At 66.7% G+C, this 20651-nt stretch carries 20 protein-coding genes; 11 read left to right on the forward strand and 9 right to left on the reverse strand.

The features are described 5' to 3' along the window. Positions 1 to 18: 18 nt before the first annotated feature. Both trpE and C1932_RS18050 read right to left on the reverse strand, forming a co-directional pair. Positions 19 to 1494, reverse strand: coding sequence for an anthranilate synthase component I (gene trpE, locus C1932_RS18045; protein ID WP_108763084.1), 1476 nt, complete (start codon positions 1492 to 1494; stop codon positions 19 to 21). Positions 1495 to 1651: 157 nt separating this feature from the next. Further along, on the reverse strand, positions 1652 to 4021 hold the full coding sequence (locus C1932_RS18050; RefSeq protein WP_234412194.1) for an XVIPCD domain-containing protein: 2370 nt from the start codon (positions 4019 to 4021) through the stop codon (positions 1652 to 1654). Positions 4022 to 4131: 110 nt separating this feature from the next. Between C1932_RS18050 and C1932_RS18055 the strand changes: the two genes are divergently transcribed. Continuing rightward, the gene (locus tag C1932_RS18055; RefSeq protein ID WP_234412197.1) at positions 4132 to 4992 is read left to right on the forward strand and encodes an ankyrin repeat domain-containing protein; all 861 of its coding nucleotides are present in this window, start codon (positions 4132 to 4134) and stop codon (positions 4990 to 4992) included. 11 nt (positions 4993 to 5003) lie between these two features. Continuing rightward, positions 5004 to 5870 carry an ankyrin repeat domain-containing protein gene (locus C1932_RS18060; RefSeq protein WP_234412199.1) on the forward strand — a complete coding sequence of 289 codons (867 nt, stop codon included), beginning with the start codon at positions 5004 to 5006 and terminating at the stop codon, positions 5868 to 5870. Between the two features lie 8 nt (positions 5871 to 5878). Here C1932_RS18060 and yegS read toward each other — a convergent pair whose 3' ends face one another. The 4 genes from yegS to C1932_RS18080 form a co-directional block, all read right to left on the reverse strand. Continuing rightward, complete coding sequence (yegS, locus tag C1932_RS18065; protein WP_108763086.1) at positions 5879 to 6811, reverse strand: lipid kinase YegS; 933 nt, start codon at positions 6809 to 6811, stop codon at positions 5879 to 5881. 350 nt (positions 6812 to 7161) lie between these two features. Next, complete coding sequence (locus C1932_RS18070) at positions 7162 to 7653, reverse strand: GNAT family N-acetyltransferase (RefSeq protein WP_108763087.1); 492 nt, start codon at positions 7651 to 7653, stop codon at positions 7162 to 7164. A 3-nt stretch (positions 7654 to 7656) separates the two neighbouring features. Then, positions 7657 to 8334, reverse strand: a complete 678-nt coding sequence (rpe, locus tag C1932_RS18075; protein ID WP_108763088.1) for a ribulose-phosphate 3-epimerase — start codon at positions 8332 to 8334, stop codon at positions 7657 to 7659. Between the two features lie 32 nt (positions 8335 to 8366). Continuing rightward, a complete protein-coding gene (locus C1932_RS18080; RefSeq protein WP_107232903.1) occupies positions 8367 to 8696 on the reverse strand; it encodes a DnaJ domain-containing protein in 330 nt (109 codons plus the stop codon). A gap of 141 nt (positions 8697 to 8837) precedes the next feature. Between C1932_RS18080 and C1932_RS18085 the strand changes: the two genes are divergently transcribed. The 8 genes from C1932_RS18085 (at position 8838) to C1932_RS18120 (ending at position 16756) form a co-directional block, all read left to right on the forward strand. Beyond that, positions 8838 to 9764, forward strand: coding sequence for a phosphoribosylaminoimidazolesuccinocarboxamide synthase (locus tag C1932_RS18085; protein ID WP_199911979.1), 927 nt, complete (start codon positions 8838 to 8840; stop codon positions 9762 to 9764). A 262-nt stretch (positions 9765 to 10026) separates the two neighbouring features. Further along, positions 10027 to 10512, forward strand: coding sequence for an Mpo1-like protein (locus tag C1932_RS18090; protein ID WP_108763090.1), 486 nt, complete (start codon positions 10027 to 10029; stop codon positions 10510 to 10512). Between the two features lie 339 nt (positions 10513 to 10851). After that, a complete protein-coding gene (locus C1932_RS18095; protein WP_108763091.1) occupies positions 10852 to 13680 on the forward strand; it encodes a monovalent cation/H+ antiporter subunit A in 2829 nt (942 codons plus the stop codon). Further along, positions 13680 to 14057: a Na+/H+ antiporter subunit C gene (locus tag C1932_RS18100; protein WP_108763092.1), complete on the forward strand. Its 378-nt coding sequence runs from the start codon at positions 13680 to 13682 to the stop codon at positions 14055 to 14057. The genes C1932_RS18095 and C1932_RS18100 overlap by 1 nt, the downstream gene beginning before the upstream one ends. Further along, positions 14054 to 15589, forward strand: coding sequence for a monovalent cation/H+ antiporter subunit D (locus C1932_RS18105; protein WP_108763093.1), 1536 nt, complete (start codon positions 14054 to 14056; stop codon positions 15587 to 15589). Before C1932_RS18100 ends, C1932_RS18105 begins: the two co-directional genes overlap by 4 nt. Then, positions 15586 to 16092 carry a Na+/H+ antiporter subunit E gene (locus tag C1932_RS18110; protein ID WP_108751103.1) on the forward strand — a complete coding sequence of 169 codons (507 nt, stop codon included), beginning with the start codon at positions 15586 to 15588 and terminating at the stop codon, positions 16090 to 16092. Before C1932_RS18105 ends, C1932_RS18110 begins: the two co-directional genes overlap by 4 nt. Further along, a complete protein-coding gene (locus C1932_RS18115) occupies positions 16089 to 16373 on the forward strand; it encodes a K+/H+ antiporter subunit F (protein WP_006399171.1) in 285 nt (94 codons plus the stop codon). The genes C1932_RS18110 and C1932_RS18115 overlap by 4 nt, the downstream gene beginning before the upstream one ends. Then, entirely contained in the window at positions 16370 to 16756 is a 387-nt protein-coding gene (locus C1932_RS18120; protein ID WP_108754402.1) for a Na+/H+ antiporter subunit G, read from the forward strand. Before C1932_RS18115 ends, C1932_RS18120 begins: the two co-directional genes overlap by 4 nt. A 134-nt stretch (positions 16757 to 16890) precedes the next feature. On the opposite strand, the gene C1932_RS18125 is transcribed toward C1932_RS18120, so the two are convergent. Beyond that, entirely contained in the window at positions 16891 to 17847 is a 957-nt protein-coding gene (locus C1932_RS18125; protein WP_108763094.1) for a sodium:calcium antiporter, read from the reverse strand. 72 nt (positions 17848 to 17919) lie between these two features. After that, positions 17920 to 18561: a hypothetical protein gene (locus tag C1932_RS18130; protein ID WP_108763095.1), complete on the reverse strand. Its 642-nt coding sequence runs from the start codon at positions 18559 to 18561 to the stop codon at positions 17920 to 17922. 122 nt (positions 18562 to 18683) lie between these two features. On the opposite strand from C1932_RS18130, the gene C1932_RS18135 reads away from it, so the two are divergent. Beyond that, positions 18684 to 19202, forward strand: coding sequence for a hypothetical protein (locus C1932_RS18135; RefSeq protein WP_108763096.1), 519 nt, complete (start codon positions 18684 to 18686; stop codon positions 19200 to 19202). Positions 19203 to 19310: 108 nt separating this feature from the next. On the opposite strand, the gene hmgA is transcribed toward C1932_RS18135, so the two are convergent. Further along, complete coding sequence (gene hmgA, locus C1932_RS18140; protein ID WP_108763097.1) at positions 19311 to 20615, reverse strand: homogentisate 1,2-dioxygenase; 1305 nt, start codon at positions 20613 to 20615, stop codon at positions 19311 to 19313. Between the last annotated feature and the right edge of the window lie 36 nt (positions 20616 to 20651).

Here is a 20651-nt window from a genome sequence, read left to right on the forward strand (position 1 = left end):
GCCACGGCACGGGGAAACTCACAGGCCCTTGGCGGCCTGGGCGACGGCGCGGAACAGCGCACGGCCCTTGTTCATCGTCTCGTCCCATTCCTTGTCCGGGTCCGAGTCGTAGACGATGCCGGCGCCGGCCTGCACGTACAGGCGGCCATCCTTGATGACCGCAGTGCGGATTGCGATCGCGGTATCGGCATCGCCGTGCCAGCCGATGTAGCCGATGCTGCCGGCGTAGACATTGCGCTTGATCGGTTCCAGCTCGCGGATCACTTCCAGCGCGCGGATCTTCGGCGCGCCGCTGACCGTACCGGCCGGGAAGGTGGCGCGCAGCACGTCGGCATAGCTCAGGCCCGGCTGCAGCTGGCCGGTCACTTCGCTGACGATGTGCATGACGTGGCTGTAGCGCTCGATCACGAACTGCTCGCCTACTTCCACGGTGCCGGCCTTCGAAACACGGCCAGCATCGTTGCGGCCCAGGTCGATCAGCATCAGGTGCTCGGCGCGTTCCTTCGGATCGGCCAGCAGCTCGGCTTCCAGCGCCAGGTCCTGTTCGACGGTGGCGCCGCGCGGGCGGGTGCCGGCGATCGGGCGCACGGTCACTTCTCCATCCTGCAGCCGCACCAGGATTTCCGGCGACGAACCGACCACCTGCAGGTCGCCCACATCCAGGAAATACATGTACGGCGACGGGTTCAGCGCACGCAGCGCGCGGTACACATCCACCGGGCGCGCCTTGAACGGCACGCTCAGGCGCTGGCTCAGCACCACCTGGAAGATGTCACCGGCGCGGATGTATTCCTTGCTGCGCTGGACCGCATCGACGAAGCCTTCGCGGGTGAAACCGGAGACGAAATCGGACTCGTCCAGCACATCGCTGTTCAGCGGTGCCGGGTAGCCCGCGCCCGGTGCGCGCAGCTTGGCGGTCAGTGCATCCAGGCGCGCCTGCGCCTGGTCGAACGCGCCGTCGACCCGCGGGTCGGCATGCACGATCAGGTACAGACGGCCCTTCAGGTTGTCGAACACTGCCAGTTCGTTGGAATCCAGCAGCAGGATGTCCGGCGTGCCCAGTTCATCACGGCCGGCCGGCAAGGCCAGGCGCGGTTCGATGTAGCCGATGCATTCAAAGCCGAACCAGCCGACCAGACCACCGGTGAAGCCCGGCAGGCCGTCCAGCTTGGGCACCGAGTGGGCGCTGCGCAGCGCCTCGACCTCGGCGAAGGGGTCGGCCACCTCGCGGGTATCCACCACCTGGCCGTCCTCGCGCACGGTCAGGGTGTGGCCGTGGAAGGCGTACACGCGGCGCGCCGGCAGGCCGATGATCGAGTAACGACCAAAGCGCTCGCCGCCTTCGACGGATTCAAACAGGTAGGTATTGGGGCCGTCGGCGAGCTTCAGATAGACCGAAAGCGGCGTGTCCAAGTCGGACAGCACTTCGCGGACAACGGGGATATGGGTGTGGCCTTCAGCGGCCTGCTGCTGAAACTGAGCGTGCGAGTTCAAGACGACTTTCCTTCCGGGACACAGCGTTATGGGGGCGGACGACGGCAACGGGCCACCATCGCCACCAACGGCGTGCGGAAGAAAGGGTATGCGGGGTCGTCAGGCTGGACACCCGATGACTGTAACGCAGGTTCGGCGGCAGGGAAACCCTGCGGCCCTAGCCCATGCGTCGCGCATGCTCCTGCGACTCCTGCACCTGCTGCTGGGCCAGACCGGCCTCCACAGACGCGGACCGGCTGGCCGTGACGGCATCCACCTGGGCCGTGCTGAGGCTGAGGGGCTGGGCCATGCCCTGGGCTACCTCCACATGGGCATGGCGTCGGTGCGGGGCATTGAGGTCGGCGGTATCGACGGCGAAGGCTCGGGCGCGGTCGTCGCTGAGGACCACATGGGAAATGGTCTCGAGCCCTTCGCGCTTGGCCTGGGCCGCCAGCGCGCCGGCCAGCTGGTCGCTGTGCAGGTCGGGCACGCGGTTGTGGGCCCGGTCCAGGGCGTGGACGCCGGACTGGGCGCCGAGGAACAGCGGATTGGCCACATGGGAGGGATGATCGATGCCGATCGCCTGCGTGCTGGGTCCCGTGGCCCGGCCACCTGCGGCAGGCACGATGCCGGGCTGTTGCTCGATCAGCTTGCGCGCGGCGGCCTCCTGCGTGCTCAGCGCGGAATCCAGGCTGGGGATCACGGTCGGGTCCATGCCATGGCGGGCGGTCGCCTCGCCGAAGGCTGCCCCGATGCCACGGACCACGCGAGCGGACTGGTCCAGGTTGTGCAGCTTCACCGCGGCCATTGGCAGGTTTCCGCTGGGCAGATGCGTGGCGGCGGCCGCCTCAAGGCCAGCTTTTGCCCCGCCTACCGTGGCGAGGGCGACCGGTGCGGTCGCGGTAATGCCCTTCATGTGGGATGCCACAAGATCGTAGCCACGTTCGACATGGGCACCGGCCGTGGCAAAGCCGTTCTGCAGCTTGCCCGCCACCCATTGCCCATCGTGATTGATGGCGGTGGCCACGCGCTCGCCCGTCGCGCGAGCGCCCGCAGCGTCGGCATGGGCCTGCGTGGTCGCGTGCTGCGCACGTTGCTCGCCGAGATCACGAATGGCGTCGCCCTGCCGGGCCAGTTTGTCGGCCACGTTGTCCATGCCCACGCTGCCCGCTACCCACGACAACGCGGACAGCCCACGGGCGCCGGCCTGCGACTGCACGCGATGCACCGTGGCTTCGATGCTGCCGGTCAGTTCACGCCCGGAAGCAATCACCGTGCTTGCCGCGCGCGTCCCCACCTGCAGGCTGGCCGAGCCCATGTTCACCACCTGGCCGATGGCCATGCCTTCGGTCTTCAGCACGCGCTCGACGCCATCACCGGTTCTGTCCAGCACATGGGCAGTGGCAGCGCCGGCCCTTTCCACCTGCTCGCCGATCAAGCGACCGTTGCGCATACCATGTGCCGTGGCGTGCAGCACGGTGGACAGCGGGCCCGCCAGTTCCGCCACCTGGCTGGGCGCGGCCACCTGCGGTCGATCAATCAGCGCGCCCTGCGCATCGCGCGTTTTTGGCTCCAGCAGCAGTTCAAGACGCCCCGCCGCAAGCGGAATATCACGCAGCGCCTGCTGACCCGGCTGGGTCGCCAGCTGTTCGATGAACTGTGCAGCGGCGGTCTGCGCGCCCGGCGGCAGACTCTCGCGCAGCTGCTCACCGACAACCTTCTGCATGACCGGGTCCTTCAGCACCATGCCCAGCTCGTTGGCGAGCACACCAAAGCCGCGGCGCTGATGCTCGCTCAGGCGGTGCATGCCGTTCTGCACATCGTTCAGCACCTCACCCGTGGTCTGGTAGGTGTGCACGGTCTGCCCGGTGTCGAACGTCGGCAGGCCGTTGTCCTTGGCGTAACGCGATGCGGTTGCCGGATGCAGGCCGGCGGCGTTGAAGGTCGTGGCGCGCGCGCCGGTCACGGCGGAAGCGGCGGAGGCCATGCCGCCGCCGAGAGAGTGGCCGGCTATTTCGAAGCCGCCGGAGCTTCGACTATTGACCAACGATGCAAGCGTCATCGCGCGATCGTAGTAATCGCTGCGCATTCCGATGCCCTGCATTCCATTGTTCAGGAAGTCCTCGCCTAGAGACTCCCTGTGACCCGCTGGCACCGAGGGATCGATGATCTCGCCGGTTGATCCCTTGTAGACAAGTACAGGCTTTGCATCCTGCCCAAGCACCCTCTTGTCTGGCAGATAGATCTCTGCGCGAAAGCCTGACTGTGTGGGTTGGAGATGACGCTGCAACTCGTCGTCCGTCATGTTGATTCCCGCAGCCCGAAGTGCAGCAGGGTCTGTGCTCGCGCGCGTCCACCCTGCCGGCGGCTCACCGTCGTGCTTGGCTGCCCGATAGACATCGGCTGCCAAGCCGGCCATTTCTCGGGAGTGGTAAGTCTCCTCGAGGCGATCTGCCTCTTCTTCGTGACCACTGTCGCGCAACTGCTTGACCAGCATATTCTTCTGTTGAACTTGGCGAGCACGCGACTCGATGTCGGAATCACTCATGGCAAACTCCATTGCGCATTCGGGGGCTCAACGCAGAGCCAACGTTGCTTATCCAGCATGGGCGCATCTGATAGTGTCATGCCATCACGGCCAAATATTTCAGAGCGACGATGCGCGTCCGACTTCACAATATGATGGCTAAAACAAGCGCGACTCTTGTCACACTTTTACTCATCACCGGATGCGCCGTTTCATCCACACACGGTGCCGATGAGTTCTTTGAAGGACAGCCACTGCAGTTGGCGATCGCGTCCGAGCAGGGCGATGCAGAGACGATACGGCGCCTCATCAAGGACGAAGGGGTCGATCCGGACCACACGTTTTCGTCACGCGACGGGATTCCCCTGATTGCATGGCCGCTCCGCGCAAAGAATCTGCAGGGTCTTCAGTTGCTCCTGGAGAATGGTGCAGATCCAAACGCACGCGCCGTCATAAAGATGAATGGGCAAGAGATCCATTTCAACAACGCTCTGGTGTATGCGGCAAAGATGGACGACCCCCGCTTCCTCGAGGCTTTGCTCAAGCACGGAGGAGATCCGAATACGCGCAACTCCAACCATGAAACGCTGATGTATCAAGCATTCATCAGCGGCAATCAATGGAAGAATATCCAGCTTCTGGTTGAAAACGGGGCTCGCGTCAACGAACCAAACCTAGGCAAGAACGACACCGTTCTTAGCCTCTACACAGGCAGAGGCGGGTTTGATTACGCCTACTGGTTGCTGGAACATGGAGCGGACCCGACAATTTCCCTGCCCCCCATCGAAGGAACCACCCAATCGCCCCGACAGGTGATGGTCGAGGACATCTACTGGGAAATCACCACGCCCGACAACCTGCCTTGGCAGAAGAAGTGCCAACAGTGGTTGGCTGACCTCAACATCCCGCGCCCTCCGATGCCAGAGCACATCCGCAGGAAGCGCGAGGCCTTCAAGTTCCCGAGCAGGGAAGAAGATATTCCGCTCCTGTAGGGAGATCGGACATGGACTGTCACCCGCTCCGCCTCACCGTTTCACTCCTGATCTTGGCCGCAGCACTCGCGATGCTCCCGGGGTGCTCGCCCCAGTCGATGCATGGCGCTGAGGGCTACTTTGATGGCAAGGCTTTACAGCTGGCGATTGCCGCCGAAGGCGGCGACTCCGATGCCATACGTCACCTTGTCAAAGACGAGGGCGTCGACCCGGACAGAACGTTTTCATCGCGCGACGGAATTCCCCTGATCGCGTGGCCGCTGCGAGCCCACAGCATCGAGGGACTGAAAGCCCTGCTCGATGTCGGTGCAGACCCCAACGCCCGCGAGTCCAAGCAGATGAACGGGCAGTTGATCAACTTCGACGACGCGATGGTCTACGCTGCGAAGATGGACGACGCGCGCTATCTGGATCTTCTGCTTAAGCATGGCGGAAATCCCGATACGCGCAACGTCAACAATGAGACGCTTCTCTACCAGGCGTTCATCAGCGGAAATCAATGGAAGAATGTCCAGACGCTGGTGAAAAACGGCGCAGATGTAAATGAATCCAATCGCCGCAGCTTGGGCGACGACACCGTCCTGAGCTGGTACACAGGAAGAGGTGGATTCGACTATGCCTACTGGCTGCTGGAGCACGGTGCAGATTCCACCATCTCCCAACCTGTACAGGAAGGATCGGGCAAGACTGCCCGTCAGCTGATGGTCGAAGACATCTACTGGGAAATCACCACGCCCGACAACCTGCCGTGGCAGAAGAAGTGCCAGCAATGGTTGGCTGAGCGCAACATCCCACGCCCGGCGATGCCCGAGCACATCCGCAGGAAGCGGGAGGCCTTCAAGTTCCCCAGCCGGGAAGAAGACATCCCGCTGCTGTAGCCCGTAGCTCAAGCCCCGGAAAGCAGCTCGCAGTCGGCTGGCAGGTGCATGCGCACCCGGCCCGGTACGCAGTCAATACGGAAGCGGCGGGCCTGCACTGGTTCGCCGTCCAGGTTCAAGGTCAGCGCCTGCGCGGCATCGATCTGCAGCCACGGCAACTGCGCGCGCGTTGCCACGCGCTCCAGCGCGGCTTCCTTGCCAGCAGTCAGCATCTGGCCGATCGTGGCGGCCACCTCGCCTTCCAGTTCGGGCACCACGGTCACGTCCAGCAGACCATCATCGATCAGTGCCTGCGGGCACAGCTGCTGGCCGCCACCGGCCTGGCGGCCGTTGCCGATGCCCAGGGCGATGAAGCCGCCTTCCCATGCGAAATCCGGGCCGGACAGGCGCGCGGTGATCGGCTCGATGCGGCCCAGCTTGGCGATGCCGGTGATGACGTAGGCCAGCCCGCCCAGCATCTTTTTCAGGCCGGCATCGGTTTCCACGGTCACCTGCGTGCCGAAGCCACCGCTGGCCAGGTTGGCGCACCACCAGGTCCGCCCGTCGGCGTCCACGCGCAGCAGGTCCACAGCGCGCGCGGCGGCCTGCCCGATCAATGCAAAGGCCTGCTGGGGTTCGGTGGGAATGCCGGCGGAAGTGGCGAAATCATTGGCCGTGCCCATCGGCACCAGCGCCAGCGAGGGCAGCGCCTCGGCCGGTTCATCGCGATGGGCGAGGGTTTCGGCCACGGCGCTGAGCGTGCCATCACCGCCGGCGGCCACGATCACGTCCACGCCATGGTCGATGGCTTCGGCCACGTAGCGCTCGGCGTCGCCCTCTTCCCAGGTCACCCGCACTTCCAGCTGTACGCCCTGCTGCCGCCAATGGCCGACGGCACTGCGCAGGTCGTCGTCGCCTGCGGATTTTCCGTTGAGGATCAGGCGCCAGCGCGGGGTGGTCATGCAGTGCTTCCGGGAGGGGGTGGCACAGGCTAGCAACGCCGCGTTTGTGACCGGTGAAAGGCCACGCGAACGGCATCCACGCATGGCGTGGCGCTACCGAATGCCGTGTCATTCAGGTGTCATGGATGGCCCGGAGAATGGAAGGCCATAGCAGGGATGATGGATGGAGGCAGGATCAGCCTCCCACGCATGCAGCGAAGCCGCGCCGGGGATTGGCGCGGCTTTTTTTTGCAAGGGCAGTGCGAACCAAGGTTCGCACCTACCGGTTTGCGGTTCGCACCCACCGGGTTGGATTTCGTGCGAACCAAGGTTCGCACCTACCAGATGGCGGTTTGCACCTACCAGAAGCCTCAACCGTTGGCGAAATCGTGCAACGCCTGGCCCTGCAGCCGGTACACGGTCCACTCGTCCTGCGGCTTTGCGCCGGCGGCGGTGTAGAACTCGATGGCCGGGGTGTTCCAGTCCAGCACCGACCATTCGAAACGACCGCAGCCTTCGGCCACGGCCTGGCGCGCGATGTACTTCAGCAGTGCCTTGCCGGCACCGACGCCGCGCTTTTCCGGGCTGATGTACAGGTCTTCCAGGTAGATGCCATTGCGGCCCAGCCAGGTGGAATAGTTGTAGAAGTACACCGCGTAGCCGATGGCTTCGCCGTCGGCTTCGCATATCAGCGCGCGGGCGCTGGCATCGGCACCGAACAGGCTCTCGGCAATGCCGATCTCATCGGTCTGCACCGCGTGCTCGGCCTTCTCGTAGATGGCCAGTTCGCGGATGAAGCGCAGGATCAGGCCGGCGTCGGCCACGGTGGCCGCGCGGATGTTCAACACGGCCGCCGTGCCCATGGCTCAGCCCCGCGCCGCAGCGACATTCGCGCGCATCTGCGCGATCACGTCCTGGTAGCGGGTCTTGGCGTTGAAGATGGCCGAACCGGCAACGAAGGTGTCAGCGCCTGCGGCGGCGATGGCACCGATGTTGTCGGCCTTCACGCCACCGTCGATCTCCAGGCGGATGTCCTTGCCGCTGGCATCGATCTTCTGGCGCACCACGCGCAGCTTGTCCAGCGCCGAGGGAATGAAGGCCTGGCCGCCGAAGCCCGGGTTGACCGACATCAGCAGCACCAGGTCCAGGTCGTCCAGCACCCAGTCCAGGATGTCCACCGGGGTAGCGGGGTTCAGCACGATGCCCGGCTTGCAGCCCAGCGAGCGGATCAGCTGGATGGTGCGGTGCACGTGGCGGCTCGCTTCCGGGTGGAAGCTGATGTAGGTGGCACCGGCCTCGGCGAAATCGGGAATGATGCGGTCCACCGGCTCGACCATCAGGTGCACGTCGATCGGCGCGGTGACGCCGTGCTTGCGCAGCGCCTGGCAGACCATCGGGCCGATGGTCAGGTTCGGCACGTAGTGGTTGTCCATCACATCGAAATGGACCCAGTCCGCACCGGCGGCCAGGACGTTGTCCACTTCCTCGCCCAGGCGGGCGAAATCGGCGGACAGGATGGACGGGGCGATGAGGCAGTTGGACATGGCCGGGGCCTTGGGCACGAGGGGAAAGGGGTTCAGCGCTTGCGCAGGGTCTTGATGCGGTCGTAGGCGGCATTGATGCGCCGCGACTTCTGTTCGGCCTGCTGCTGCAGCTCGGGGGCGGCGCCACCCAGCTTGTCGGGGTGGTACTGGGAAATCAGCTTGCGGTAGGCGCGCTCGATCTCGGCGTCGGTGGCCTCGGAGGTCAGCCCCAGCTCCCGGTACGGGTTTTCCTTGTTCAGGCGGAACCAGTCGCTGTCGAAGGCGTGGCCCAGCAGCAGGCCCACCACCGCCCCGAACAGCGGATTGGGCCGGAACAGCAGGGCCCCGGCGATGAATCCGAGCAGTTTTCCGTACCAGCGCATGGCGTTCCGGGGGTGACCGACGAAATGGACGATCATTTTACGTCACAGCGGGCCCGGACCGCTTTACACTAGGCCGCCCGCTGGTCAGCGGGCCCGCCGGGTCCGTTGGGCAGCCGTATCGACAAAGCCCCAGGAGTGCCCGTGCCGACCACGCTGTTGCAATCCGATCTCCCCGGCCTGCCCTTGCGCCATCGCGGCAAGGTGCGTGATGTGTTCGATATTCCGCGCGAGCGGCTGCCGGCAGGGACCCCGCCGGGCGATTACCTGCTGATGGCGGCCACCGATCGCCTGTCGGCGTTCGACGTGGTGCTGCCCGACCCGATTCCGGGCAAGGGCGAGATGCTCTGCCAGGTGTCCAATTTCTGGTTCGCCAAGACCGCCCACCTGATGCCCAACCACCTGACCGGCATCGATGTGGCCAGCGTGCTGCCCGAGGGCGTGGACCCGGCCCTGTATGCCAAGCGCGCGGTGGTGACCCGCAAGCTGAAGCCGGTGCCGGTGGAAGCGATCGCCCGCGGCTACCTGATCGGCAGTGGCTGGAAGGACTACCAGCGCACCGGCAAGGTGAGCGGCATCGACCTGCCCGACGGCCTGCGCCAGGCCGAGCAGCTGCCCGAGCCGATCTTCACCCCTTCGACCAAGGCCGCCGTGGGCGACCATGACGAGAACATCGATTTCGATGCGATGGTCAAGCAGGTGGGTGCGGACCTGGCCGAGCGCGTGCGCGATGCCACCCTGCGCATCTACAAGTTCGCCGCCGATTACGCCCGCGAGCGCGGCATCATCCTGGCCGATACCAAGTTCGAGTTCGGTACCGATGCCGATGGCCGTCTGTACATCATGGACGAGATGCTGACCCCGGATTCCTCGCGTTACTGGCCGGCCGACGAGTACGAAGTGGGCACCAGCCCGCCGAGCTACGACAAGCAGTTCGTGCGCGATTACCTGGAGACGCTGGACTGGGGCAAGACCGCCCCGGGCCCGACCATCCCGGCCGAGATCATCGAGCGCACCCGCGCCAAGTACGCCGAGGCGCTGCAGCGCCTGGCCGGCATCAGCGTCGACTGATGCCCCCTGCGCCCCCGGCCTGCGCGGCTGGGGGCGTTCCGGTAGAGTCGACCGTTGGTCGACTGCTCTCCGTTCAAACCGCGGAAATCGCCGCGCTGCGCGCGGTAGTCGACCAACGGTCGACTCTACCCCGTCGTTTCCACACAGTCGGTCCCACCCGGTCGGTCCCCCCGGTCGGTTCCACACAGTCGGCCCCACCCGGTCGCCCCCACCATTCGACGCCCCCCATCACCGCGCGGCGCTGCGGGAGTATGCTGGCCGCATGCAGACCACCACCCAGCTTGCACGCCCCGTCGATCGCTACTTCGCCAGCTATTCCGACGACCACCAGAACCCGATCAACCAGGCCATCCACGTGGTGGCGGTGCCGGCCATCCTGTGGTCGGTGGTGGCCCTGCTGTGGTGCGTGCCGCCGCTGATCACCTGGTTCCAGTACGGCATCTGGGCGGCGTTTGCGATGTTCAGCGCCTGGTGCTTCTACAACAAGCTGTCGCGCCCGCTGGGCATCGGCATGCTCATCCAGTTCTTCGTGTTCGGCTGCCTGTGCCGCCTGCTGGAAGCCGAAATCGGCCTGCATGCGTTGCGCTGGCTGGCGGTAGGCGTGTTCGTGGTAGCCTGGATCGCCCAGTTCATCGGCCACAAGTTCGAGGGCCGCAAGCCCAGCTTCCTGACCGATCTGACCTACCTGCTGATCGGCCCGGCCTGGGTGATGGCCAAGCTGTACCGCAAGCTGGATTGGCGCTACTGATCGCCGGGCGGCTTTCCTGAACGGGGCCGCGCGCTCACTGTGGCTGTACGCCGTGCCTGCCACGCTGCCGGCCAGGCCGTGGCTGAACCCATCCGTTGCCGAACCACGTGAACCCGCAGCCCCTGTGGTGCAGGGCCTGCGCCCTTCCGTGCGCGGGCGTAGGGGCCGATTCGGCAAAGCCGCCACACGTACCCGGCAAGGCCGCAAACGCCCCCTATTGCACCGCAAAAAACATGAATACCGCACGTTACATGCTGTTTGTCGCCGTTACATGGGTTTCGGCGACATTTGACTGACTGTTAGACTCACTGACCTGCTCGTGAATCATGGATTCCCTGCATGCTCCCCAGCCTGCCCCTGCTGCTGGCCCTGCCGTTCCTGATGGCAGCGGCCGTTGCCGCCTTCCCCCGTAGTTCGCGCACCACTGCTGCCTGGCTGGCGGCGCTGGCGCCGTTGGGCGGGCTGGCCATTCTTGGCTGGCTGACCCCAGCGGTGATGGACGGCGAGGTGGTGCGCAGCGTGGTGCCCTGGCTGCCGCAGATCGGGCTGGATTTCGCCCTGCGCCTGGATGGCCTGGCCTGGATGTTCGCCGGCATGGTGCTGGGCATCGGCGCGCTGGTGGTGCTGTATGCGCGCTACTACCTGAGCAGCCAGGACAACGCCCACCGCTTCTACTGCTACCTGCTGCTGTTCATGGGCGCCATGCTGGGCATGGTGATTTCCGGCAACCTGCTGTTGCTGATGATCTTCTGGGAAATGACCAGCATCAGCTCGTTCCTGCTGATCGGCTTCTGGTCACACCGGCAGGACGCCCGCGAGGGCGCGCGCATGGCGCTGGTGATCACCGGTGGCGGTGGCCTGGCCCTGCTTGGTGGCGTGCTGCTGATCGGCCGCATCGTCGGCAGCTTCGACCTGGACGTGGTGCTGGCCGCCGGCGAGCAGATCCGCGCCAGTGCGCTGTACCCGTATGCGCTGTTCCTGGTGCTGGCCGGCATCTTCACCAAGAGCGCGCAGTTCCCCTTCCATTTCTGGCTGCCGCACGCGATGGCCGCCCCCACCCCGGTGTCGGCGTACCTGCATTCGGCCACCATGGTGAAGGCCGGCGTGTTCCTGCTGGCACGCCTGCACCCGGCGCTGGCCGGCAGCGATCTGTTCTTCTACACGGTCAGTGGCATTGGTGCGCTCACCCTGCTGATCGGCGCCTGGAACGCGATCTTCCAGCACGACCTGAAGGGCCTGCTGGCCTATTCGACCATTTCCCACCTGGGCCTGATCACCCTGCTGTTCGGCCTGTCCACGCCGATGGCAGTGGTGGCCGGCGTGTTCCATATCCTCAACCACGCCACGTTCAAAGCGTCGTTGTTCATGGCCGCCGGCATCATCGACCACGAGACCGGCAGCCGCGACATGCGCCGCCTGGGCGGCCTGCGCAGGTTGATGCCGTTCACCAGTGCGCTGGCCATCATTGCCTCGCTGGCGATGGCCGGCATTCCGCTGCTCAATGGCTTCCTGTCCAAGGAAATGCTGTTTGCCGAGGCGCTCACCGCTGGCGGCCCGGGCACCATGCGCATGGCGGTGTCGATCGCCGCGCTGCTGGCCGGCGTGTTCGGCGTGGCCTACAGCCTGCGCTTCGTGCACGACACCTTCTTCGGCGATGGCCCGCACGACCTGGACCACGTGCCGCATGAGCCACCGCGCTGGATGAAGGTGCCGGTGGAGATCCTGGTGGTGATCTGCGTAGCAGTGGGCATTGCCCCGGCGCTGACCATCGCCCCGGTGCTGCACGCCGGTGCGGCGGCCATCCTGGGCCCGGCCATGCCCGAGTACAGCCTGTCGGTCTGGCATGGGTTCAACCTGCCGCTGGCGATGAGCGCGGTAGGCGTGGTGGGCGGCGTGGCGCTGTATTTCGGCCTGCGCAGGCTGATCAACCTGCACGGCGTGCAGAACACCGCCACCGGCCGCAACGTGTTCCATGCGCAGCTGGATGCGCTTTCCGCGCTGGCCATGCGCCTGACCAACGGCATTGCCAACGGCAGCCTGCAGCGCATGCTGCTGGGCCTGGTGCTGGTGGCGGTGGTGGTGGGCGCGGCGCCATTCGTGGCCAACCCGGGCTCGCCCAACTGGACCAAGCCGCAGCCCATTCCGCTGCTGGGCTGGGCGCTGTGGCTGGTGATGATGGGCTGCGCGGTGGCCACCCTGCGCATCTACAAGCAGCGCCTGTTGGCAGTGCTGCTGGTGGGCGGCGTAGGCCTGATGGTCGCCCTGACCTTCGTGTTCCTGTCCGCACCGGACCTGGCCCTGACCCAGCTGCTGGTGGAGATGGTGACTCTGGTGCTGATGCTGCTGGGCATGAACTACCTGCCTGCACAATCCGGCCCCGAGCGGCCGCGCTGGCGCAAGCGCCGCGATGCGGTGATCGCCATCATCGCCGGTGCCGGCCTGGGTGCGCTGGCCTACACCGCCATGACCCTGCCGCCGAACACCATGGCCGGTGAAATGCTGGCGCGCTCGCTGCCCGAGGCCTACGGCCAGAATGTGGTGAACGTGATCCTGGTGGACTTCCGCGGTTTCGATACCTTCGGCGAGATCACCGTGTTCGGCATCGCCGCGCTGGTGGTGCACGCCCTGCTGCGGCGTACCCGCATGGCGCCGGAACAGATCATGCCCGGCCCGCCGATCAAGCTGCCGGTGCCGGCCGACCTGGCCCAGATCATGTTCCCGCTCACCCTGACGGTGTCGATCTTCCTGTTCCTGCGCGGCCACAACGCGCCCGGCGGCGGCTTCATTGCCGGCCTGGTGCTGGCGGTGCCGCTGCTGATCCAGTACGTGATCCAGGGCTCGGCGTCGGTGGAATCGCGCTTCGGCTTCGACTACATCCGCTGCATCGGTGCCGGCCTGCTGATCGCCCTGCTCAGCGGCTGCGCCTCGATGCTGTTCGGCGTGCCGTTCCTGACCAGCGGCCATATCGACCTGCACCTGCCGCTGATTGGCGAGGTGCCGCTGGCCAGCGCGATTGGTTTCGATATCGGCGTGTACCTGGTGGTGTTCGGCGGCGCCATGCTGATGCTGTCGATGATGGGCACGATCAAACCCTCGCGCACCCGCACCGCGCGCAAGGGCGAGATCGATCTGCAACGCCGTTCGGCCCTGACCGGGGAGATGCACTGATGGAACTGGCCCTGGCCACTGCGATCGGCGTACTGACCGCCATCGGTATCTACCTGCTGCTGCGTGCGCGCAGCTTCGATGTGATCCTGGGCATGACCTTCCTGTCCTACGCCACCAACCTGCTGATCTTCGCCGGTGGTCGCGTGGTGCAGGGCAAGGCGCCGGTGCTGCAGGAAGGCATGGACAGCCACCTGGGCAACTACACCGACCCGCTGCCGCAGGCGCTGGTGCTGACCGCCATCGTGATCGCCTTTGCGATGACCGCGGTCAGCATCGTGCTGGCCATGCGCAGCCGCAGCGACAACCACAGTGACCACGTGGACGCCCACGAACCGGACGACGACGCACCGCCGCGCCGGGGCGAGGACCACGCATGAACCATCTGGTGATCCTGCCGATCCTGGTTCCGCTGCTGGGCGCTGCGCTTTCGCTGTTCGTCGAACACCGCCGCTACGGCCCGAAGGTGCAGCGCGCGGTGGCCTGGACCGCACTGGGCGCGCTGGCGCTGGTGGTGGGCCTGCTGTTTGCCGCCACCGCCGGCGGTGACATCCAGGTCTATCTGCTGGGCGACTGGCCGGCGCGGCTGGGCATTGCCCTGGTGGCCGACCGCCTGTCGGCGTGGATGCTGCTGACCACCCTGCTGCTGGCCATTCCCTGCCTGCTGCACGCGTGCTCGGGCTGGGACCGGCGCGCACCGCACTTCCATGCGCTGTTCCAGTTCCAGCTGGTGGGCCTGAACGGTGCGTTTCTGACCGGCGACATCTTCAATCTGTTCGTGTTCTTCGAGGTGATGCTGATCGCCTCCTACGGCCTGCTGCTGAGCGGCGGCCGCGGCCTGCGCATGCGCATCGGCCTGCATTACGTGGTGTTCAACGTCACCGCCTCCACCCTGTTCCTGATTGCCCTGGGCCTGCTGTACGCCTCGCTGGGCTCGCTGAACATGGCCGAGCTGTCGCAGCGCATCGCGCAGGTGCCGCCGGCGCAGCTGACCCTGGTGAAGGCCACCATGGGCCTGTTGCTGCTGGTGTTCTGCGCCAAGGCCGCGCTGATGCCGCTGTACCTGTGGCTGCCCGAGGCCTATTCGCGCGCGCCGGCAGCGGTGGCCGCACTATTTGCGATCATGACCAAGGTCGGCCTGTACGCGGTGCTGCGCATCCAGATGCTGTGGTTCGGTGAGGATGCCGGGGCGATGGCCGGCTACGGCCGCGAGTGGCTGCTGTGGGCCGGCGTGGCCACCCTGGTGCTGGGTGGTCTGGGCGCATTGGCCGCCACCCGCCTGCGCGTGCTGATTTCCTACCTGGTGATCGTCTCGGCGGCCACGCTGTTCATTGCCTTCGCGGTGGGCACGCCGCGGGTGCTGTCCGCCGGCCTGTACTACCTGCCGCACAGCAGCTTCGTGGCCGCAGCACTGTTCCTGGTGGCCGATCTGATCCGGCGCCGCCGCGGCGGTGCCAGCGATCGCAAGGAAGTGGTGGCGCCGATGCCGGGCAAGGAAACGCCGGCGGTGCTGTTCCTGATCGGCGCGGTGTCGGTGGCCGGCCTGCCGCCGCTGTCCGGCTTCCTGGCCAAGGCCGCACTGCTGGCCGGCATGCCGGCGCAGTACACCGGCGTGGTGTGGACGGCGGTGCTGGTCAGCAGCCTGCTGGTCATCATGGGCCTGACCCGCGGTGGCATCCGCCTGTTCTGGCGCGTGCCGGCACCGGACCCGGCGCTGCCGCCGCCGCGCAAGGCGCCGCTGCGCCGCGTCGAGCTGTATGCCGCCTGCCTGCTGCTGGCCTATGGCATCGGCATGACCCTGGGCGCTGCCCCGCTGATGCGCCACACCGATGCCATCGCCGCGCAGCTGCTGCAGCCGGGCGAGTACGTGCAGCAACTGCGTGCGACCACGCCGGAGATCCGCCAGCCATGAACGCACAGCGCTCGTTGTTCCGCCGCATCATCCCCTCGCCCGCCCTGAGCATCATGGTGGTGGCGTTCTGGGTGCTGATGTCCGACAGCTTCACCCTGGGCCAGATTGTGCTGGGCCTGGTGCTGGGCGTGGTGGTACCGCTGTTCGCCGCGCGCCTGGACCGGGAATTCGCCCGCATCGGCACGCTGCGGCCGGTGCCCAAGCTGCTGTTCGTCACCCTGTGGGACATTCTGGTGTCCAACATCCGGGTAGCGATCCAGGTGCTGGGGCCGGAAAAGAACATCCACCCCGGTTTCATCTGGTTGCCGCTGGACATCGCCAACATCCACGGCATCGCCGCGCTGACCAGCATGATCACCCTGACCCCCGGCACGGTGTCGGCTGCGTTGAGCGACGACCGCCGTTTCCTGCTGGTGCACGTGCTGCACCTGGACGACCCGCAGGAGCTGATCGACACGATCAAGCGCCGTTACGAAGCCCCGTTGATGGAGATCTTCCCATGACTGGATTCCAGATCATCCAGACCACCCTGGTGGTGTGCATGCACGTGGTCGGCCTGGCCATGCTGCTGGCTACCTGGCGCCTGCTGCGCGGGCCCACCGTGCCTGACCGCATCCTGGCGCTGGACACCCTGTCGGTGACTGCCATCGCCGAGCTGATGCTGTTCGGCATGTACCTGAACTCGGCCATCTACTTCGAAGCGGCGCTGGTGATCGCCATGCTCGGCTTCGGCAGCACGGTGGTGCTGAGCAAGTTCGTGCTGCGGCGGGACATCGTCGAATGATCACCTTCATCCAGATCGCGCTGTCGGTGCTGCTGCTGTTCGGCTGCTTCTTCATCCTGGTGGGCGCGCTGGGGCTGGTGAAGCTGTCCACCTTCTTCAAGCGCCTGCATGCGCCGACCAAGGCCAGCACGCTGGGCGTGGGCTGCGTGCTGGTGTGTTCGGTGTGCTACCACATCTTCCTGGGCCAGGACCCGCAGCCGCGCGAGCTGTTGATTACCGTGTTCCTGTTCATCACCGCGCCGATCAGCGCGCACCTGATGGCCAAGGCCGCGCTGTCGCTGCTGATGGAAACCCGGCCCAGCCTGCCCGGCAACGAACGCGCCGCCGAAGAGCAGTTGCCGCCGCCGGAACCGGAGCGGGAAGAGGAAACCAGCGCGCGTTGAGGGTGGGTGCGGTAGGTGCCGACCGTTGGTCGGCACGTGGGTAGAGTCGAGCTTGCTCGACTGAAGCGCGAAGATCAGTCGAGCAAGCTCGACTCTACGAAACCGCGGCGCTGTGCGTCCGTGCCGGCATTCAATCAGGCACTGGTCAAGGCGATTTCCAGGCCCACCCACGCCACGAACGCGCCCAGCAGGATCGCACCTTCCACGCGGCTGATCTTCAGATCGCCGCGCAGCATCGGGTACAGCACCAGCGCGAAGGCCAGCAGCGCCGGCAGTTCCAGGCGCACGAACGAGGCCGGCAGTGCCAGCGGCTGCAGCAGCCCCATCGCGCCGATCACCAGCAGCAGGTTCACCACGCTGGACCCCAGCACGTGGCCCAGCACCATGTCGCCGTGGCCACGACGCGCGGCGGCGATGGCCGCGGCCACCTCCGGCAGTGCCGTGCCGATCGCCACCGGCAGCAGGCCCACCAGCAAAGGCGACCAGCCCAGCGCGGTGCCGAAGTCCGCCGCCGCACCGACCACCAGGCGCGCGCCCCAGTACAGTGTCAGCGCGGCGATCAGCACCCGCAGCACGTTCAACGGCAGGCTGGTGCGGCTGAGCGCGGATTCGGCGATGACCGCCTGCACCTCAGGGCCTTCCAGGCGCCCGCGGCGCAGCAGCACGACCTGCACGATGACGAAGCCGACCACCAGCACGGCGGCCTCCCAGCGCAGCAGGCGGCCATCCAGGCCGAACACCATCAGCAGCAGCGCCGCCGCCAGCAATGACCACCACAGCACGGTCTGCAGGCGCGCGCGCAGCAGCAACGGCGCGGCAATGGCGGCCACGGCCAGGGTCAGGCCCAGGTTGGCGATGCTGCTGCCCATCGCGTTGCCCAGCGCCAGTTCGGGCTGGCCGACCAGCAGCGCGCGCGCGTTGACCGCCAGCTCCGGCAGCGAGGTGGCCACGCCCAGCAGCAACAGGCCGGCGGTGAAGGCACTGGCGCCGAAGCGCTGGGCCAGGCCGGCTACGGCCTTGACGATGGAGTCCCCGCCCAGGGCCAGCAACAGCAGGCCGAGCAGCAACCAGGCAATGGCTATGACGATCATCGAGCACTCCCCAGCGGTCGTGGCGCGATTCTACGCGCGGCGCCCCGCTGCCGGGGCGCCGCAGATCAAGGTTCAGCCGCAGCCCTCGGCGTAATCCACCTGCGGGGTCTTGCCCACCCGCCAGCCGCCCACCTTGCCGTCGGCGCCCAGCGCGAAGTCGACCACCGCCCCGCCCTCCTGTGCCGGGCGAACCCGCAGGTGCTGGGCCTTGTCGTCGTACTTGTCAGGAACCACGTCGCCGCGATCCGGGTACAGGGTCTGCAGCTCGCCCAGGGTCATGCCCACCCGGCCACCGCCGGGGGCGACGATGGCGCTGCTGCGCACGTCATAGCGCACCAGCTTGCGGCCTTCGATCATCAGACGCGGGTCTTCGGCATCCTGCGGGCGCAGGAAGTAGCAGCCGTCATTGCTGTCATCGGCCGGCAGCGGCTTGCCGGCGGCATCGGTGCCCAGCCCCTGCAGGGGGCTACCATAGCCGCTGCGCACCTCGGCAATGCCGGCACCCAGCATCACGCCGCCAAAGCCGTCCAGCCGCGCCGGGCTGTCACTGCGCGGGTCCACCGGCGAGGCCGTGGCCAGGTCGGCATCGGCGGGCACCGAGGCATCCTTGGCCGGGGCAGTGGCGGCAGGCTCGGCCGGTGCGCTCGGTTCCGGGGTGCGGTTGCAGGCGGCCAGCGACAACAGCAGCAGGCCAGCCAGGGGCAGGTGTTTCATGGGCGGTTTCCTGGGCACGGTGTGCAGGCACGCTAGCGCAGCGTGCGTGCAGGCGCTGCATTGTCATCGCGGTTTCATGCCGCGCGTTCAGGCTCGGCGTGCACCGACTTGGCTGTCCTTCCATGCAACCGCGCAAGACCGACCTCGCCCGAACCGCGCTGCAGGCCTATCGCGCGCCGCTGGACATGCGCCAGCGCCGGCTGCTGATCCTGTGCGATGGCCAGCGCAGCATTGCCGATCTGACCGGCCTGATCGGCCAAGAGGCACCGGCGATGGTGATCCAGCTGATCCAGGGGGGCTATCTGCAGACCGGGCCGGAAGCGACAGTCGCTGCGCCTCCAGCGGTACCGGTCGCGCGGGACCCTGCGCCGGTCCCGGCCGGGGTCGAGCGCCGCCGCTCGTTGGCGGCCGCACGCATTTACCTGCTGGGCATTCTGGAAATGCAGCGCAATGCACAGGCCGCGGCGTTGTTCCGCGACCTGCAGCAGGCGCGCGCGGAAGACCAGGTGCTGGCGGTGCTGCGCGCCGCGCTGGGCGTGCTGCCCGGCATGACCTCCGAAGGCTATTGCCAGCGGGTGCGGCAGCGGTTGTTGGAGGCGTTGCCGTTGGAGCATTGCGACGCCTTCGCGGCCACGGCGTAGCAGCGACCGGGTAGAGTCGACCGTTGGTCGACTGCTCTTGCCTGCAAATCCCGCGCTGCGCGCGTTGGTCGACCAACGGTCGACTCTACCCGCCTGTCCTGCCGGCCCCTACGCCGAACGGAAATTGTTGCGCAAGCCGTTCCAGCACTGCTGGTAATCGCCTTGGCGATGCGCTGCAGCCAGCGCCTGTGCGCTGGGACGAATCACCGCGCGGGTCTCGAACATGAAGGCCATGGTGTCCTTGATGACATCGGCCTTGGACAGGTCGGCGCTGGACGCCTTGTCGAAGGTCGGCGCATCGGGGCCATGCCCGCTCATGCAGTTGTGCAGCGACGCACCGCCGGGCACGAAACCTTCTGCCTTGGCGTCGTAGGCGCCGTGCACCAGGCCCATGAACTCGCTGGCGATGTTGCGGTGGAACCACGGCGGGCGGAACGTGTTCTGCGCCACCAGCCAGCGCGGCGGGAAAATGGCGAAATCCATGTTGCTGGTGCCGGGCGTGTCGCTGGGCGAATGCAGCACCAGGAAGATGGACGGGTCCGGGTGGTCGTAGCTGATCGAGCCGATGGCGTTGAAGCGGCGCAGGTCGTAGCGGTACGGCGCGTAGTTGCCGTGCCAGGCCACCACGTCCAACGGTGAATGGTCGATGGGCGCGCGCCACAGGCGGCCGTCGAACTTGGCGATCAGCTCGAAGTCGCCGTCGATGTCTTCGAAGGCGGCATGCGGGGTTTCGAAGTCGCGCGGGTTGGCCAGGCCATTGGCACCGATCGGGCCCAGGTCGGGCAGCTTCAGCAATGCGCCATGGTTTTCGCACACATAGCCGCGGCTGGGGCCGTCGGGCAGCTCGACGCGGAAGCGCACGCCGCGCGGAATCACCGCGATCTGCTGCGGCTCGATCTCGATCACGCCCAGCTCGGTCAGCAGGCGCAGCGCGCCCAGCTGCGGCACGATCAGCAGTTCGCCGTCGGCGCTGTAGAAGTAGCGGCCGACCATGTCTCGGTTGGCGGCATACAGGTGGATGCCGACGCCGGCGTGTGCATCGGGCGAACCGTTGCCGCCCATCGTGTACAGGCCTTCGACGAAATCGGTCGGCAGTTCCGGCAGCGGCAGCGGGCTCCAGCGCAGCTGGTTCGGCGACGCCGGCTGCGCGTTGTAATCGCATTGCAGCCGCGATTGCGCGAACGGGGTGAACTCGCCGTGGGTCACCGCCGGGCGGATGCGGTACAGCCAGCTGCGGCGGTTGCTGCCGCGCGGCGCGGTGAACGCGGTACCCGACAGCTGTTCGGCGTAGAGGCCATGGGCCACCTTCTGCGGCGAGTTCTGCCCGACCGGCAGTGCGCCGGGCACGGCCTCGGTGGCGAATTCGTTGCCGAAGCCGGACTGGTAGCCGCGGGCGGTGAGGGCGGTGGACATGGGGAGCTCCAGAGAACAGCGATGCCGGAACGGAAA

This window comes from Stenotrophomonas sp. YAU14D1_LEIMI4_1 (genome assembly GCF_003086815.1).
Classification (GTDB): domain Bacteria; phylum Pseudomonadota; class Gammaproteobacteria; order Xanthomonadales; family Xanthomonadaceae; genus Stenotrophomonas.

Excerpts from the sequence above, each read along its gene's own strand:
- C1932_RS18080 (WP_107232903.1), bottom strand. The coding sequence starts at position 8,696 with ATGCGCTGGTACGGAAAACTGCTCGGATTCATCGCCGGGGCCCTGCTG.
- C1932_RS18110 (WP_108751103.1), top strand. The coding sequence starts at position 15,586 with ATGAACGCACAGCGCTCGTTGTTCCGCCGCATCATCCCCTCGCCCGCC.
- rpe (WP_108763088.1), bottom strand. The coding sequence starts at position 8,334 with ATGTCCAACTGCCTCATCGCCCCGTCCATCCTGTCCGCCGATTTCGCC.
- C1932_RS18055 (WP_234412197.1), top strand. The coding sequence starts at position 4,132 with ATGCGCGTCCGACTTCACAATATGATGGCTAAAACAAGCGCGACTCTT.
- C1932_RS18105 (WP_108763093.1), top strand. The coding sequence starts at position 14,054 with ATGAACCATCTGGTGATCCTGCCGATCCTGGTTCCGCTGCTGGGCGCT.
- C1932_RS18095 (WP_108763091.1), top strand. The coding sequence starts at position 10,852 with ATGCTCCCCAGCCTGCCCCTGCTGCTGGCCCTGCCGTTCCTGATGGCA.
- C1932_RS18120 (WP_108754402.1), top strand. The coding sequence starts at position 16,370 with ATGATCACCTTCATCCAGATCGCGCTGTCGGTGCTGCTGCTGTTCGGC.
- C1932_RS18050 (WP_234412194.1), bottom strand. The coding sequence starts at position 4,021 with ATGAGTGATTCCGACATCGAGTCGCGTGCTCGCCAAGTTCAACAGAAG.
- C1932_RS18090 (WP_108763090.1), top strand. The coding sequence starts at position 10,027 with ATGCAGACCACCACCCAGCTTGCACGCCCCGTCGATCGCTACTTCGCC.
- C1932_RS18070 (WP_108763087.1), bottom strand. The coding sequence starts at position 7,653 with ATGGGCACGGCGGCCGTGTTGAACATCCGCGCGGCCACCGTGGCCGAC.
- C1932_RS18060 (WP_234412199.1), top strand. The coding sequence starts at position 5,004 with ATGGACTGTCACCCGCTCCGCCTCACCGTTTCACTCCTGATCTTGGCC.
- C1932_RS18100 (WP_108763092.1), top strand. The coding sequence starts at position 13,680 with ATGGAACTGGCCCTGGCCACTGCGATCGGCGTACTGACCGCCATCGGT.
- yegS (WP_108763086.1), bottom strand. The coding sequence starts at position 6,811 with ATGACCACCCCGCGCTGGCGCCTGATCCTCAACGGAAAATCCGCAGGC.
- C1932_RS18115 (WP_006399171.1), top strand. The coding sequence starts at position 16,089 with ATGACTGGATTCCAGATCATCCAGACCACCCTGGTGGTGTGCATGCAC.
- hmgA (WP_108763097.1), bottom strand. The coding sequence starts at position 20,615 with ATGTCCACCGCCCTCACCGCCCGCGGCTACCAGTCCGGCTTCGGCAAC.
- C1932_RS18135 (WP_108763096.1), top strand. The coding sequence starts at position 18,684 with ATGCAACCGCGCAAGACCGACCTCGCCCGAACCGCGCTGCAGGCCTAT.
- C1932_RS18125 (WP_108763094.1), bottom strand. The coding sequence starts at position 17,847 with ATGATCGTCATAGCCATTGCCTGGTTGCTGCTCGGCCTGCTGTTGCTG.
- C1932_RS18130 (WP_108763095.1), bottom strand. The coding sequence starts at position 18,561 with ATGAAACACCTGCCCCTGGCTGGCCTGCTGCTGTTGTCGCTGGCCGCC.